The sequence below is a fragment of the Geoanaerobacter pelophilus genome (genome assembly GCF_018476885.1).
Lineage (GTDB): Bacteria > Desulfobacterota > Desulfuromonadia > Geobacterales > DSM-12255 > Geoanaerobacter > Geoanaerobacter pelophilus.
In genome coordinates this window covers 1-15645 of the sequence record NZ_JAHCVJ010000016.1, presented here as the reverse complement: position 1 = coordinate 15645, position 15645 = coordinate 1, and the positions used below count along the sequence as shown (strand labels likewise).

Below are 15645 nucleotides of genomic sequence, written 5' to 3'. Positions count from 1 at the left end.
ACGAAGGTCTCCGCTTCGCAATCCGTGAAGGTGGCCGCACCGTAGGCGCAGGCGTAGTTAGCTCGATTATCGAATAATAACTGCAGGGCGAGCGGGGAGAATTTTCTCCCCGTATCCCCTTTTGTGAAGGGATTCAAAAGATGAGAGATATCATCACCCTCTCCTGCACCGAGTGCAAGCAGAGAAACTACACGACCACCAAAAACAAAAAGACAACTCCGGAAAAGCTCGAGTTCAGCAAGTACTGCCGCTTTTGCCGCAAGCATACTCCTCATAAGGAAACCAAGTAATACCTAGGTTTAGCTTTAGGATTACAGGCCAGTAGCTCTAACGGCTAGAGCGCCGGTCTCCAAAACCGGATGTTGGGGGTTCGAATCCCTCCTGGCCTGCCACTTTAATCCGTGTGAATGGAGTTGTTCAGTGCTATCAAATGCCAAGAATTTTTTCGAAGAAGTTAAGCTGGAGCTGGGCAAGGTCACATGGCCGACCCGCAAAGAGACTATTGCCACTACCTGGGTAGTTGTCGCAATCGTTTTGATGATATCCCTGTACCTTGGTGCCTGTGATGTTGTTCTAGCCAAGCTTATGCGCCTGATACTGGCCTAAAGGAACGAACTCTCTATGCCGCTTAAATGGTACGGTGTACATACATATTCCGGTTTCGAGAACAGGGTCAAGCTCTCACTTCTGGAGCGGATCAAAAATCTCGGCCTAGAAGAATCATTCGGCGAAATACTCATACCTTCAGAAACCGTCGTTGAACTAAAAAAAGGTGAGAAGAGGACATCGACCCGCAAGTTTTTTCCCGGTTATATCCTCGTAAATATGGATCTGAACGATGAAACCTGGCATGCCGTAAAAGAAACAGCCAGGGTAACAGGTTTTGTCGGTGGCAATAATCCGATGGTCATTCCTGAGGATGAAGTTCAGAAAATAACCCGCAGAATGGAAGAAGGCGCTGAAAAGCCTCGCCCCAAAGTTGAGTTCGAGGTGGGTGAGACCGTAAGAGTTGTTGACGGTCCTTTTCTCAATTTCTCCGGAGTGGTCGAAGATGTCAAGCCTGATAAAGCAAAGCTGCGCGTCATGGTAAGTATCTTTGGCCGGGCAACGCCAGTAGAGTTGGAGTTTATGCAGGTCGAGAAACAGTAGAAATCGCCTACCTCAATATTTTTGATTTGAAGGCAGGAGAGAATAAAAGGAGTAGATCATGGCAAAAAAGATTACCGGATATATTAAGCTTCAGATCCCTGCCGGGAAGGCAAACCCGTCTCCCCCGATCGGACCGGCGCTGGGTCAGCATGGCGTCAACATAATGGAGTTCTGCAAGGCTTTCAACGCAAAGACACAGGGCGACGAGGGTACCATAACTCCAGTCGTTATAACTGTTTATGCCGACAGGTCTTTCAGCTTCATTACCAAGACTCCTCCTGCTCCTGTTCTCATCAAGAAGGCCCTGGGGCTTGCCAGTGGTTCCGCCGTTCCCAACAAAAATAAAGTAGGGAAGCTGACCAAGGCCCAAGTTGAAGAGATCGCTAAGAAAAAAATGCCTGATTTGAATGCAGCAAGTCTTGAAGCTGCAATGCGTACCATAGAAGGCACCGCCCGTAGCATGGGCGTTGACATTGTCTAAAGAATGAGAGGGTGAACTGCAATGCCTACCAAAGCCAAAAAACATAAGACAGCTTTAGCCGCTGTTGATCGCTCAAAAAGCTATCTTCTTAAAGAAGGCGTTGAGCTGTTAAAAAATACTTCATACGCCAAGTTTGATGAAACAGTTGATTTGGCTGTTCGCCTTGGTGTTGATCCGCGACACGCTGACCAGATGGTCAGGGGTGCCGTGGTTCTGCCAAATGGCCTTGGCAAGACCGTCCGCGTTCTTGTCTTTGCAAAAGGCGAGAAGGAAAAAGAAGCCAGAGATGCCGGCGCCGATTACGTAGGCGCAGAAGATCTCGTCGCCAAGATTCAGGAAGGGTGGTTCGATTTCGATACTGCTATCGCGACCCCTGACATGATGGGTGTTGTCGGCAAGATCGGTAAGCTTCTCGGACCGCGCGGTCTGATGCCGAACCCGAAGGTTGGTACAGTAACCTTCGATCTGGCGCGTGCCGTTAACGAGTCTAAGTCGGGTAAAGTTGAATTCCGGGTAGAGAAGGCCGGTATCATCCATGCCCCGGTTGGCAAAGTATCTTTCGATGCGGTAAAGCTCCAGGAAAATATTCTTGCCCTGCTCGATGCTTTAATGAAGGCGAAGCCTTCTGCTGCCAAAGGGACTTACGTCAAAAAGATCAGTCTTTCGACAACAATGGGTCCTGGTCTGCGCATTGACGCCGCAGACGCTGCTGCCCAACTATAATTTTTTGATACAAGCCAAAGTCAAAGACAGCAGGTGCCGGTTATTTCGGTTTAAAAGATAGTCTGCCTGCCGAGACTTGGAAGTAAGTGGCTGCAATTACGCAGTGACTTCTTGACTTTGGCAAGGGTCCGGAAGACCCTTAACACCAAAGAAAGGAGGAAGGCGCTTGAATAAAGATAGTAAAAAACAGGTTGTCGCTGAACTGCATGACAAGCTTGACCGTGCCAAGGCCGTGTTTCTTGCTGACTTTCGTGGCTTGTCAGTTGGCAAAGTCACTGAACTCAGAGATGAGCTTCGTAAGGCTGACGTTGAGTACAGGGTTGTAAAAAACACACTTCTTGAACTTGCCGTTCGTGACACAGATAAACTGGCATTAAGCGAACATTTTGCCGGTCCCACTGCTGTAGCATTGACATATACTGACCCTGTTTCTGCGGCAAAGGTTCTTTCACGCTATGAAAAGGATCCGCAGACCCCCTTCAAGCTTAAGGGTGGCGTTTTGTCCGGTAAGACGATATCAGTTGCTGATATTCAGGCACTGGCTGACCTGCCGAGCAGAGAGGTTCTCTTGGCGAAGATGCTGGGGTCAATGAATGCTCCGGCAACAAACTTCGTCGGCGTGCTTGCCGCTGTTCCGGGAAGTTTTGTCCGCGCACTCAATGCGATCCGCATTCAAAAAGAAGGCTAATTACTAATTTTCGAACAATCAAACGATGGAGGAAATATAACGATGGCTATCACTAAAGAAGAAGTAATCAAGTTTATAGAGAGCATGACTGTTCTTGAACTGGCTGAAATGGTAAAAGAACTCGAAGAAAAATTCGGCGTTTCTGCTGCTGCCCCTGTTGCAGTTGCCGTTGCCGGTCCTGCTGCAGCAGCTGAAGTTGCTGAAGAAAAGACTGAATTCGATGTAATTCTCAAGGCTGCAGGCGCTAACAAAATCAACGTTATTAAAGTTGTTCGTGCACTCACCAGCCTCGGCCTGAAAGAAGCTAAAGACCTTGTTGACGGTGCTCCTCAGCCTGTTAAGTCTGGTGTTTCCAAGGATGAAGCTGAAGAAGCTAAGAAGCAGCTCGTTGAAGCTGGCGCTGAAGTGGAAGTTAAATAACTGTCGTTCATATTGTTGAGCATTAGCCAAGGTCGCATAAGGCGGCCTTGGCTGTTCTATTTTGTTGGCGGGCTTGTGCTTCGTGACGCCAACTACTTGAAATGACTTGGTTCAGGTAGTCAGCCAAAAGCTTAACGCTTTTTGAGCCTTGCAACAAAGGAGACCTCTTTAATGGCGTATTCAATCGCGAATAATCCCCTTCTCCGTAAGAACTTCGCTAAAATTAAAAAAATAATCGATATCCCCAACCTGATTGATATTCAAAAAAATTCATATAAACGCTTCCTGCAGCTGGAAGTGCCGATCGACGCCAGGAAAAATTTTGGTCTTGAGGCAGTATTTCGCAGCGTCTTCCCTATCAGGGATTTCAGTGAGACTGCATCTCTTGAATATGTTTCCTATTCTCTCGGCACCCCGAAGTACGATGTTGAGGAGTGTCACCAGCGAGGGATGACTTTTGCCGCTCCGATGAAGGTCAAGGTTAGGCTTGTTGTCTGGGATGTGAACAAAGAGAACAATGCTAAATCTATTAGGGACATAAAGGAGCAGGAAGTTTATTTCGGCGAGATTCCTCTCATGACCGAAAATGGAACTTTCATAATCAACGGCACTGAGCGGGTTATTGTCAGCCAGCTCCACCGCTCTCCTGGTGTATTTTACGATCATGATAAAGGAAAAACTCACTCAAGCGGGAAAGTTCTCTATTCTGCTCGCGTAATTCCATATCGCGGCTCTTGGCTCGACTTTGAGTTTGATCATAAGGATATTCTTTATGTGAGGATCGACCGCAGGCGTAAAATGCCGGCAACCGTTCTTCTTAAGGCGCTTGGTTATACTACCGAAGAGCTCTTGAACTATTATTACCGGAGCGAATTGATTCTTGTCAGCGGCGACAAGCTGTCAAAGGCTGCTGATCCTGAACTTCTGATCAATCAGAAGGCAACCAGCGATATTGTTGACGAAAAGAGCGGGGAAGTTCTCCTCAAGTCTAATCGCAAGTTTACCAAGGCTGCTATTAGAAAAATGGAGGAGCACGGGATATCTCAGATCCCTATCTCTGAGGAAGAGGTCATTGGCCGCTACTCCTGTCATGATATCGTGGACCCTGCAACTGGCGAGATCCTGGTTGAGTGCAATGAGGAGATTTCTCAGTCAAAGCTTATTGAACTTCGTGCCCGGGGCATTGAATCGTTCCAGGTCCTGTTTATTGACGGTACCCATGCGACCTCTTCTTTCAGGGACACCATCATCATCGACAAGATTTCAACGACCGATGATGCCCTTATTGAAATTTACCGCAGACTTCGCCCGGGCGATCCTCCTACCATCAAGAGCGCGGTTGCCCTGTTCGGCAATCTGTTCTTTAATCCGGAGCGCTATGATCTTTCTACTGTAGGTCGCTTGAAACTCAATCACAAGCTTGCTCTTTCCACTCCGCTGGATTGTCAGGTGCTTACCAAGGAAGATGTGCTCGAGGTTGTCCATTACTTGATCGATCTCAAGAACGGTAAGGGCAATATCGACGATATCGATCATCTGGGCAATCGTCGTGTCCGTGCTGTTGGTGAGCTTTTGGAGAACCAGTATCGCATTGGCCTGGTAAGGATGGAGCGGGCCATCAAAGAGCGGATGAGTCTTCAGGAGGTTGAGAACCTGATGCCTCATGACCTGATAAACTCTAAACCGGTTTCGGCTGTTGTTAAGGAGTTTTTCGGTTCATCTCAGCTGTCCCAGTTCATGGACCAGACCAACCCTCTTTCTGAGGTTACGCACAAGCGCCGTCTTTCGGCTCTCGGACCAGGCGGTCTCACCCGTGAGCGCGCCGGCTTTGAGGTTCGTGACGTTCATCCTACGCATTACGGGCGTGTTTGCCCGATCGAAACCCCTGAGGGGCCGAACATCGGTCTGATCGCTTCTCTCTCTACCTATGCTCGGATCAATGAGCATGGTTTTGTCGAGACTCCGTACCGGATCGTCAAGGAAGGCAAGGTCACTAACGAGGTCCGCTTCTTCTCGGCGCTTGAGGAAGAAGGGCATGCCATTGCCCAGGCTAATGCCGAGATGGACAAGGATGGCCGTTTCGAAGCAGATTATGTCTCTGCCAGAAAGTCGGGCGAGTTTGTTCTTGTCGGTCGCGACGAAATCGAGTTGATGGACGTTGCGCCAATGCAGCTGGTTTCCGTTGCGGCATCGCTGATCCCGTTCCTTGAGAACGACGACGCAAACCGAGCCTTGATGGGTTCCAACATGCAACGTCAGGCAGTACCGCTGCTTCGTGCTGATTCGCCGCTTGTCGGTACCGGCATGGAGCGGGTTGTTGCCCGCGATTCCGGGGTTTCAGTTGTCGCCCGTCATAATGGGGTTGTCGAGTCGGTTGATGCCTCGAGAATCGTTGTCAAGATCGATGACGATGAATTCGATGAGATGGGCACCGGCGTTGATATCTATAACCTGATCAAGTTTGCCCGTTCCAACCAGAACACCTGTATTAATCAGAGACCGGTGGTTAAGGTCGGCGATCATGTGAAGCGAAGCGACGTTATTGCCGATGGTCCTTCCACAGACATGGGTGAGCTGGCCCTAGGCCAGAACATTGTGGTCGCGTTCATGCCTTGGGGTGGCTACAACTTCGAGGACTCGATTCTTATTTCGGAAAAGCTGGTCAAGGACGACCGCTATACCTCAATTCACATTGAGGAGTTTGAGTGCGTCGCCCGTGACACCAAGCTGGGGAAGGAAGAGATTACCGCAGATATTCCCAATCTCGGTGAAGAGACTCTCAAGGACCTTGACGAGTCTGGGATTATTCGTATCGGTGCCGAAGTAAAGCCTGGCGATATTCTGGTTGGTAAAATCACCCCCAAAGGTGAAACCCAGCTTTCTCCTGAGGAAAAACTGCTTCGCGCAATCTTCGGCGAAAAGGCTGGTGACGTTAGAGATACCTCGCTTCGTGTTCCACCTGGTGTCGAAGGTACAGTAATTGGCGCCAAGATCTTCTCGCGTAAAGGCTCTGACAAGGATGCCAGAACCGAGATCATCGAGAGGGCCGAGGAAGAGAAGCTCCGCAAAGATGAGCAGGACGAGATTCGCATTATTCGTGATTCCGCTCTTGGGAAACTCAAAAGGCTCCTAGTCGGCAGAACATCCGCAGTCAAGATCGAAGGCAAGGACGGCAAAATATTACTTGCCAAGGACAAGAAGATCACCGACGAATTGCTTGCAAGCATACCGCTGGAGCGGTGGGATGAAATATCGGTCAGCGATGGTGACGATGTTGAGGACAAGGTTTCGCAGCTTCTCTCCAACCTCTACCAGAAGATTGACCTGATCCGTTACGTATTTGACGACAAGATCCAGAAGCTCAAGCGCGGTGATGATCTGCCTCCGGGCGTGATCAAGATGGTGAAAGTCTATATCGCCATCAAGCGCAAACTGCAGGTTGGTGACAAGATGGCCGGTCGTCACGGTAACAAGGGTGTTGTTTCCCGTATCCTGCCGGAAGAAGATATGCCTTATATGGAGGATGGCCGTCCGGTTGAGGTTGTTCTGAATCCACTCGGTGTTCCTTCTCGTATGAACGTGGGGCAGATTCTTGAAACCCATCTTGGCTGGGCGGCAAAAGGGATCGGCTGGAAGATCGAGGAGATGCTGGAAAAGCACACATCTTCCGACAATCTGAAGAAGGCCATTAAAGAAGTGTATGGCGAAAAGGATATGAACAAATTCATCGATTCTCTGGGTGACGATGAGTTGTTTAATGTCGCTAAGAGGTTAAGGCGCGGTGTGCCTATGGCTTCATCGGTTTTTGAAGGTGCTACCGAGGAGAATATCCAGGGAATGCTCAAAAAAGCCGGATTTGATAGCTCTGCCCAGGTTACTCTCTATGATGGTAAAACCGGAGACTCGTTCAAACACAAGGTAACCGTCGGTGTTATGTACGTTCTCAAGCTCCATCACTTGGTTGATGACAAGATCCACGCCAGGTCTATCGGGCCTTACAGCCTTGTTACCCAGCAGCCTCTCGGTGGTAAGGCACAGTTCGGCGGCCAGCGTCTCGGTGAGATGGAGGTCTGGGCCATGGAAGCTTATGGTGCCGCCTATGCGCTCCAGGAGTTCTTGACCGTCAAGTCGGATGATGTCGCCGGCCGCACCAGGATGTATGAGGCTATTGTCAAAGGGAAGCATACCCTTGAACCTGGCCTGCCGGAGTCATTCAACGTATTGATCAAGGAGCTTCAGTCTCTTTGTCTGGACGTCGAACTTCTCGAGAACGAGGACGAGTAATTTAACCTAAATACACTGGCGCGTTTTCGCGTCGTCGCAGGATAAACTCCTCACTATAAGGAGGCTTTACATTGGACGATCTCTTTAATTTTTTCGATAAACCAAAAGACCCCTTGCACTTCTCTGCAATAAGGATTTCCATCTCTTCGCCGGAGAAGATCCGCGAGCGATCTTTTGGAGAAGTAAAGAAACCGGAAACCATCAACTACCGGACGTTCAAGCCGGAGCGCGATGGTCTGTTCTGTGCAAAAATCTTTGGTCCGACCAAGGACTATGAATGTAACTGCGGTAAATACAAAAGGATGAAACATCGCGGGATTGTCTGCGAGAAATGCGGAGTCGAGGTCATTCCGTCGAAGGTTCGGCGCGAGCGACTGGGCCATATTGACCTTGCTACTCCGGTAGCTCATATCTGGTTCCTGAAGTCGTTGCCGTCAAGGATTGGTAACCTTCTCGACATGACCCTCAAAGATCTTGAGCGGGTGCTTTATTTTGAAGCCTACGTCGTCATCGATCCCGGGGCAACGTCACTGTCATACGGCGAAGTAATGTCCGAAGACCAGTACCAGAAGGCTTACGATGAGCTCGGCAGCACTTTCATCGCAGGCATGGGAGCAGCTGCAATCCGTGATTGTCTCAGGTCGCTCGATCTGGACGGCCTTGCTGAAAGCCTCAGGCTGGAAATGACCGAGGCTAACAGTGAGGCGAAGCGGAAAAAGGTCGCCAAAAGACTCAAGGTGGTGGAGGCCTTTAAGGTTTCGGGAAACCGCCCTGAATGGATGATCCTTGAATGTATCCCGGTTCTGCCTCCTGAACTGCGTCCGTTGGTACCTCTTGACGGTGGCCGTTTTGCAACTTCGGACCTTAACGATCTATACCGTCGAGTCATTAACCGTAACAATCGGCTTAAGCGTCTCATGGAGCTGCAAGCGCCGGAAGTGATTATCCGCAATGAAAAGCGGATGCTGCAGGAAGCTGTTGACGCCTTGTTTGATAATGGTCGTCGTGGCCGGGCCATCGCCGGTCCCAATAAGCGCCCGCTGAAATCATTGTCAGACATGCTTAAAGGCAAGTCTGGACGTTTCCGTCAGAACCTCCTCGGAAAGCGTGTCGACTATTCCGGTCGTTCCGTTATCGTTGTCGGGCCTGAGCTGAAGCTTCATCAGTGTGGATTGCCAAAGAAAATGGCTTTGGAGCTGTTTAAGCCGTTTATTTATAACAAGCTGGAAGAACGCGGCTATGTTACCACCATCAAGAGCGCAAAAAAGATGGTTGAAAAGGAACGGCCAGAGGTTTGGGACGTTCTGGAAGAGGTGATCAAGGAGCATCCGGTTCTCCTGAACCGCGCCCCGACACTGCACCGGCTTGGTATCCAGGCATTTGAGCCGGTACTTATCGAAGGAAAGGCAATCCAGCTCCATCCGCTGGTATGTACCGCCTTCAACGCAGACTTCGACGGTGACCAGATGGCGGTCCATCTGCCGCTCTCCATAGAGAGCCAGGTTGAGGCCCGCGTTCTCATGATGTCAACCAACAACATTCTCTCTCCGGCACACGGCAAGCCGATCATTGTCCCTTCCCAGGATATGGTTCTTGGAACCTATCACATGACCAGGGACAAGGAGTTTGAAAGGGTTCTTGACGAATTCGGCAAACCGCTAATAGACAAGAAGACCGGTAATGAGGTCTGGCAAAGGGTTAAGGGGTTCGGCAAGATTTTTTCCTCACCGGAAGAGGTGCGTATTGCCTTTGATGCCGGCGAGGTCGACTTGCAGGCGCCGATCGAAGTCAGGATGAAGAACCTTGTTGCAAGTGATGAAGCCCCTGAGCGGATCAAGACTACCGTCGGACGGGTAATCCTCAGGGATATCCTCCCTCATGCTGTTCCGTTCAGTACCATAAATAAGACCATGTCCAAGAAGGAGCTTACCAATCTTGTAGACGTTTGTTACCGCTTGGCCGGCAACAAGGACACGGTAATTCTGGCTGACCGTCTCAAGGAGATCGGTTTCCGTTACTCCACATTGGCCGGTATCTCTATCTGTATCAACGATATGCAGATCCCAGAAGGGAAATACGCAATTATCGACAGGGCTTCTGAAGAGGTCAAAGAGATTCAGAACCAATATACTGAAGGTTTGATCACCGACGGTGAGCGCTACAACAAGGTAATCGATATCTGGGCCAAGGCAACGGAAGATATTGCTAAGGAGATGCTCGATAATATTTCCAAGGAAACGGTTTTCTCTCCAGATGACGGCAAGGAACTGAAAATCTCATCCTTCAATGCTATTCACATGATGGCAGATTCCGGAGCCCGAGGCTCTGCCCAGCAGATCAGGCAGCTTGCCGGGATGAGGGGTTTGATGGCCAAACCTTCCGGTGAGATTATCGAAACCCCGATTACTGCTAACTTCCGTGAAGGTTTGACGGTTCTCCAGTACTTCATTTCTACTCACGGTGCCCGTAAGGGTCTTGCGGATACCGCGCTCAAAACCGCTAACTCCGGATATCTGACTCGGCGTCTTGTTGACGTTGCCCAGGACGCAATTATTACTGAGCCTGACTGCGGGACCATCGACGGTCTCATGGTGTCGGCCCTCACAGAGGGTGGCGAGATTATTGAGCATATCGGTGACCGCATCCTGGGTCGTGTTGCCTTGGAAGATATCCTTGACCCCGTCACTGGTGAGGTTCTGGTTGCCAGTGGTACGGACATTGACGAAGGTCTGGTCAAGAAGATTGAAGATGCTGGGCTTGAACGAGTCAAGATCCGCTCTGTGCTTACCTGCGAAAGCCGCCGTGGGATCTGCGCCATGTGTTATGGCCGTGACCTTGCCAGAGGCCACCTGGTGAATATGGGTGAAGCGGTTGGCGTAATTGCTGCCCAGTCCATTGGTGAGCCAGGAACTCAGTTGACGATGAGAACTTTCCACATCGGTGGTACTGCTTCTCGACGTGCGGAGCAGACGTCCCTCGAAGCAAGAACTGAAGGGCGTGTAAAGTATATCAACATCAACTCGGTCGTGAACGAGGAGCGTGACGGTGACGTTGTTACAAAGAACAACATTGTCATGAATCGTAACGGTGAGATCGCTGTAGTCGATGAAACCGGCCGTGAAAGAGAACGTTACTCAGTAGTTTACGGCGCCAAAATTAAACTTAAGCAGGATGAGGTAGTCAAGCCGGGTCAGACACTTGCAGAGTGGGATCCATACACAATGCCGATTCTGACGGAAGTTGCCGGTAAGATTAAGTTCGGAGACATCATTGAAGGCGTGACCATGGAAGAGCAGGTCGACGAAGTCACTGGTCTTTCCCGCAAAGTCATTATTGAGTCGCGCGACGCTGATAAACGTCCGCGTATTACTATCAAGGATGAGTCCGGCAAGACTGCAAAGGCTGGCGAAAGCTCAATGGGTCGCTATTTCCTCCCTCAGGGAGCAAATATTTCGGTTCAGGACGAGTCGTTTGTCAATGCAGGTGACATAATCGCAAAGATTCCAAGGGAAACGACCAAAACCAAGGATATTACCGGTGGTCTTCCGCGAGTCGCCGAGCTGTTCGAGGCACGGAAACCCAAGGATTATGCGGTTATTTCAGAAATCGACGGCGTTGTGTCATTTGGTAAGGATGCCAAAGGAAAAAGAAAAGTTGTCGTCCGTCCGGACATTGGTGAGGAAAAGGAATACCTGATTCCTAAAGGCAAGCATATCAGTGTTCATGAGGGTGATCATGTAAGGGCTGGCGAACCTCTTATGGATGGCTCCTCAAACCCCCATGATATTCTCAGGGTGCTTGGTCTTAAAGAGCTTGCCAAATACCTTGTTGATGAGGTCCAGGAAGTGTATCGTCTCCAAGGGGTTAAGATCAATGATAAGCATATCGAGACCATTGTCCGCCAGATGCTTCGCCGGGTAAGGGTCAAGGATGCAGGTGATACAACCATGCTGGTTGACGATCAGCTTGAGCGTTTCGTGTTTGAAGATGAAAACGAAAGAGTGCTGGATAAAGGCGGTCGGCCTGCTATTGCCGAGCCTTTGCTTTTGGGTATTACCAAGGCATCATTGTCGACAGAATCTTTCATCTCTGCAGCTTCCTTCCAGGAGACTACGAAGGTGCTTACCCAGGCTGCCATTGAGGGTAAGGTTGACAGTCTGCGGGGCCTTAAGGAGAATGTTATCATGGGCCGCCTGATACCGGCAGGGACTGGTCTCGCGCGCTATCGGCACCTCAAGATGCAGTTGGATGAGCCGGAAGGGTTACCGGATATCCCTGTCATCGCACCGGTTGTTGATGATGAGTTCGATATTATTGATGATGAACCGGATACTGATGAAGAATAACTAGTCGTGACGATAGCTTATTCGTTTCTCCCGGCGTACCTACGGAGGTACGCCGGTTTTTTTTAGATAAAATTCCGATTTGAGAAAATATGTATTGACATTAAAACTGAGATGAATTATATAGATTTGTCTTAAAGAGAAAATCGTGAGCCGCTATTTTGGTTAGATAGCATGAGAATGGAGATGTCGGTATAATTCCGACCCTACACCTATTCCATTCCCCCTCCGCTGAATGCTCATGGTGGTTGTGTGTCGCCTCGTTAAAATGTTTATTGGTTGTTCTATGCTCGTTGGGCATTTAAAAGTAGTTTTGTGTTGATTCTGAATAAAAAGAATTGACATTATTTGATGATATCTGGTAGGTTGTCGATTCGCTTCTTTGAGGGAGTGTAGGATCATTATTGTTGGGAGAACGAGTTAATTATGCCGACGATTAATCAGCTGATTCGTATTGGTAGAGAGAGTAAAAAAGACAAGTCAACTGCACCGGCGCTAAAGTGTTGTCCGCAGAAGCGCGGGGTGTGTACGAGGGTTTATACGACGACCCCTAAGAAGCCAAACTCTGCGTTGCGTAAAGTTGCAAGGGTTCGTCTTACGAACGGCATTGAGGTTACCTCTTATATTCCTGGTGTTGGTCATAACCTTCAGGAGCATTCGGTTGTGTTGATCAGGGGTGGTAGGGTTAAGGACCTTCCGGGTGTTCGCTATCATATTGTTCGTGGTACCCTTGATTCGGTCGGTGTTAAAGATAGGAAGAAGAGTCGATCCAAGTACGGGGCAAAAAGGCCTAAGTAGGGTTTGTTTTCTTAGAACTATTTGAGAGGTTTGTATGCCAAGAAGAAGAGAAGTTGCCAAGCGTGTTATTTTGCCGGATCCGAAGTATAACGATCGGACAGTGGCCAAGTTTGTAAATATTATCATGAGTGATGGTAAGAAGAGTACTGCAGAGCGGGCGTTGTATGCTGCGCTTGACTTGGTTGCGCAGCGTGCAAACGAGGATGCTCTGAAAGTTCTCAAGAAAGCCCTTGATAATGTTAAACCTACCTTGGAAGTTAAGTCGCGGCGCGTGGGTGGATCGACTTATCAGGTCCCGGTAGAGGTGCGGGTTGATCGCAGGAATTCACTCGCTATGCGCTGGCTTGCTCGTTATGCAAATGCCAGATCTGAAAAGACCGCTACCGACAAATTGGCTGGCGAGATTTTGGATGCTTATAATAATCGTGGTGCAGCAGTTAAGAAGCGTGAAGATACGCATAAGATGGCAGAGGCCAATAGGGCTTTCGCTCACTACCGCTGGTAGTTTCTATATAGCAGAGATTTTCTGGAGGATTTTTCGTGGCACGTCCGTTTTCGCTTGAGAATACCCGTAATATCGGCATCATGGCTCATATTGATGCTGGCAAGACAACGACAACAGAGCGCATTCTTTATTATACTGGTGTGTCTCATAAGATTGGCGAAGTTCATGATGGTACAGCTACCATGGACTGGATGGAGCAAGAGCAGGAGCGAGGGATTACGATTACTTCTGCCGCCACAACCTGTACCTGGGCTGATCACCGTATCAATATTATTGATACTCCAGGTCACGTAGATTTTACTATAGAAGTTGAGCGCTCGCTGCGTGTCCTTGATGGGTCAGTGGCTGTGTTCTGCTCTGTGGGTGGCGTAGAGCCCCAGTCTGAAACTGTTTGGCGTCAGGCAGATAAGTACAAGGTTCCGCGAATTGCCTTTATTAATAAGATGGACCGTGTAGGGGCTGATTTTTTCCGCGGCGTTAACATGATTAAAGATCGTCTTAAGGCGAACCCGGTACCGATTCAGCTTCCAATCGGTTCTGAGGATACTTTTAAGGGGATCGTTGATCTTGTAAGGATGAAGGCTATCGTTTGGGATGAGGAGTCTCTCGGGGCAAGCTTTCATGAAGAGGAACTTACTGGTGACCTGCTTGAATTAGCCCAGGAGTACCGTGAAAAGCTCGTTGAGGAAGTTTCCAGTCATGATGATGTCCTTATGGAAAAATACCTCGGTGGTGAAGAGCTTACTGTTGAAGAGATTAAGGCAGCAATTCGTAAATCGACCATAGATATTAAGATATGTCCTGTTATTTGCGGGTCATCTTTTAAGAATAAAGGTGTTCAGCCACTGCTTGACTCAGTAGTGGATTATCTTCCGTCTCCTTTAGATATTCCTGCTATCAAAGGTATAGATGCTGACACCGAGGCAGAAATTGAGCGTAATGCTTCTGATTCTGAGCCATTTGCTGCTCTAGCATTTAAGATTATGACTGACCCGTTTGTTGGTCAGCTTTGCTTCTTCCGGGTCTATTCTGGGACTCTTTCTTCAGGGTCGTACATCTATAACTCGACTAAGGGGAAAAAAGAGCGCATCGGTCGCATCTTGAAAATGCATGCGAATAAGCGCGAAGAGATCAAAGAAGTATACGCAGGCGATATTGCTGCAGCGGTCGGTCTGAAGTATACGACCACTGGTGATACTCTTTGCCCAGAAGATTCTGCAGTGATTCTGGAGTCGATCGAATTCCCTGAGCCGGTTATTCATATTGCGATCGAGCCAAAAACAAAGGCTGATCAGGACAAACTCGGCGCTAGTCTGGCTAAGCTGGCAAGCGAAGATCCTTCCTTCAGAATTAAAACTGATGAAGAGACCGGTCAAACTATCATCTCCGGTATGGGCGAGCTTCATCTTGAGATTATTGTCGATCGTCTCATGCGCGAATTCAAAGTTGAGGCGAGCGTTGGTAAGCCGCAGGTTGCATACCGCGAAACCATAAGCAAGAAAGTCAAGGTTGAAGGTAAGTTTGTAAGACAATCCGGCGGTCGCGGTCAATATGGTCATGTCTGGCTCGAGGTTGAGCCGCAGGAGCCTGGCAAAGGTTATGAGTTTGTCGATGCTATCAAGGGTGGCGTTGTACCCCGTGAATATATCCCTGCAGTTGATAAGGGGATTCAGGAAGCTACTGAAAGTGGAGTAATGGCAGGATTTCCTGTTGTCGATGTCAAGGTTACTCTTGTTGATGGTTCGTACCATGAGGTTGACTCTTCGGAAATGGCATTCAAGATTGCCGGTTCCATGGGTTTTAAAGAGGGTTGTCAGAAGGCATCCCCAGTGCTTCTTGAGCCGATCATGTCTGTAGAAGTTGTTGTGCCGGAAGAGTACATGGGTGAAGTTATTGGTGACCTGAACTCACGCCGCGGTAGAATTATGGGTATGGAGAGTCGTGCTGGCGCTCAAGTAGTGGCTGCAATGGTACCTTTGGCACAGATGTTTGGTTATGCAACTGACGTACGCTCTGCAACGCAGGGTCGCGCAACATATACGATGACGTTCGATCATTACGAGCAGGTTCCTAAATCTGTTTCTGAAGAAATTGTCGCAAAGGTTAAAGGTTAATTCCTTTATTAAGGAGGGACTCGGTTTATGGCAAAGGCAAAATTTGAGAGGAATAAGCCGCATGTAAACATAGGGACGATTGGTCACGTAGACCATGGCAAGACGACCCTGACAGCGGCTATCACCAAGGTATTGGCAGG

General features: G+C 49.0%; 14 protein-coding genes and 1 tRNA gene. All 15 read left to right on the top strand.

What is annotated here, in order from left to right:
- Nucleotides 1–77: EF-Tu C-terminal domain-related protein (locus KI809_RS21065; RefSeq protein WP_214173409.1), on the top strand; the 77-nt coding region annotated here is incomplete at its 5' end.
- Nucleotides 78–140: 63 nt separating this feature from the next.
- Nucleotides 141–290, top strand: a complete 150-nt coding sequence (gene rpmG, locus KI809_RS20230) for a 50S ribosomal protein L33 (protein WP_041972961.1) — start codon at nt 141–143, stop codon at nt 288–290.
- 25 nt (nt 291–315) lie between these two features.
- Nucleotides 316–392, top strand: a tRNA-Trp gene (locus tag KI809_RS20225).
- Nucleotides 393–420: 28 nt separating this feature from the next.
- The gene (gene secE, locus KI809_RS20220; protein WP_214173420.1) at nt 421–606 is read left to right on the top strand and encodes a preprotein translocase subunit SecE; all 186 of its coding nucleotides are present in this window, start codon (nt 421–423) and stop codon (nt 604–606) included.
- A 15-nt stretch (nt 607–621) separates the two neighbouring features.
- Nucleotides 622–1149, top strand: coding sequence for a transcription termination/antitermination protein NusG (nusG, locus tag KI809_RS20215; protein WP_214173419.1), 528 nt, complete (start codon nt 622–624; stop codon nt 1147–1149).
- A 58-nt stretch (nt 1150–1207) separates the two neighbouring features.
- Nucleotides 1208–1630 carry a 50S ribosomal protein L11 gene (gene rplK, locus KI809_RS20210; protein WP_214173418.1) on the top strand — a complete coding sequence of 141 codons (423 nt, stop codon included), beginning with the start codon at nt 1208–1210 and terminating at the stop codon, nt 1628–1630.
- Nucleotides 1631–1651: 21 nt separating this feature from the next.
- Nucleotides 1652–2353 carry a 50S ribosomal protein L1 gene (gene rplA, locus KI809_RS20205; protein ID WP_214173417.1) on the top strand — a complete coding sequence of 234 codons (702 nt, stop codon included), beginning with the start codon at nt 1652–1654 and terminating at the stop codon, nt 2351–2353.
- A gap of 166 nt (nt 2354–2519) precedes the next feature.
- Nucleotides 2520–3041, top strand: coding sequence for a 50S ribosomal protein L10 (gene rplJ / locus KI809_RS20200; protein ID WP_214173416.1), 522 nt, complete (start codon nt 2520–2522; stop codon nt 3039–3041).
- A gap of 42 nt (nt 3042–3083) precedes the next feature.
- The gene (gene rplL / locus KI809_RS20195; RefSeq protein WP_214173415.1) at nt 3084–3461 is read left to right on the top strand and encodes a 50S ribosomal protein L7/L12; all 378 of its coding nucleotides are present in this window, start codon (nt 3084–3086) and stop codon (nt 3459–3461) included.
- Nucleotides 3462–3632: 171 nt separating this feature from the next.
- Nucleotides 3633–7745, top strand: coding sequence for a DNA-directed RNA polymerase subunit beta (rpoB, locus tag KI809_RS20190; protein WP_214173414.1), 4113 nt, complete (start codon nt 3633–3635; stop codon nt 7743–7745).
- A gap of 71 nt (nt 7746–7816) precedes the next feature.
- Nucleotides 7817–12091 (top strand): DNA-directed RNA polymerase subunit beta', encoded by a 4275-nt coding sequence (rpoC, locus tag KI809_RS20185; protein ID WP_214173413.1) that lies wholly within the window; start codon nt 7817–7819, stop codon nt 12089–12091.
- Between the two features lie 423 nt (nt 12092–12514).
- Nucleotides 12515–12886 (top strand): 30S ribosomal protein S12, encoded by a 372-nt coding sequence (gene rpsL / locus KI809_RS20180; RefSeq protein ID WP_012648698.1) that lies wholly within the window; start codon nt 12515–12517, stop codon nt 12884–12886.
- 34 nt (nt 12887–12920) lie between these two features.
- Complete coding sequence (rpsG, locus tag KI809_RS20175) at nt 12921–13391, top strand: 30S ribosomal protein S7 (protein WP_214173412.1); 471 nt, start codon at nt 12921–12923, stop codon at nt 13389–13391.
- Nucleotides 13392–13426: 35 nt separating this feature from the next.
- Entirely contained in the window at nt 13427–15505 is a 2079-nt protein-coding gene (gene fusA, locus KI809_RS20170) for an elongation factor G (RefSeq protein ID WP_214173411.1), read from the top strand.
- A 27-nt stretch (nt 15506–15532) separates the two neighbouring features.
- A partial coding sequence (locus tag KI809_RS20165) for a GTP-binding protein (protein WP_214173421.1) occupies nt 15533–15645 on the top strand: 113 nt, incomplete at its 3' end.

Excerpts from the sequence above, each read along its gene's own strand:
- rpmG (WP_041972961.1), top strand. The coding sequence starts at position 141 with ATGAGAGATATCATCACCCTCTCCTGCACCGAGTGCAAGCAGAGAAAC.
- nusG (WP_214173419.1), top strand. The coding sequence starts at position 622 with ATGCCGCTTAAATGGTACGGTGTACATACATATTCCGGTTTCGAGAAC.
- rplK (WP_214173418.1), top strand. The coding sequence starts at position 1,208 with ATGGCAAAAAAGATTACCGGATATATTAAGCTTCAGATCCCTGCCGGG.
- rplA (WP_214173417.1), top strand. The coding sequence starts at position 1,652 with ATGCCTACCAAAGCCAAAAAACATAAGACAGCTTTAGCCGCTGTTGAT.
- rplL (WP_214173415.1), top strand. The coding sequence starts at position 3,084 with ATGGCTATCACTAAAGAAGAAGTAATCAAGTTTATAGAGAGCATGACT.
- rpoB (WP_214173414.1), top strand. The coding sequence starts at position 3,633 with ATGGCGTATTCAATCGCGAATAATCCCCTTCTCCGTAAGAACTTCGCT.
- rpsL (WP_012648698.1), top strand. The coding sequence starts at position 12,515 with ATGCCGACGATTAATCAGCTGATTCGTATTGGTAGAGAGAGTAAAAAA.
- rpsG (WP_214173412.1), top strand. The coding sequence starts at position 12,921 with ATGCCAAGAAGAAGAGAAGTTGCCAAGCGTGTTATTTTGCCGGATCCG.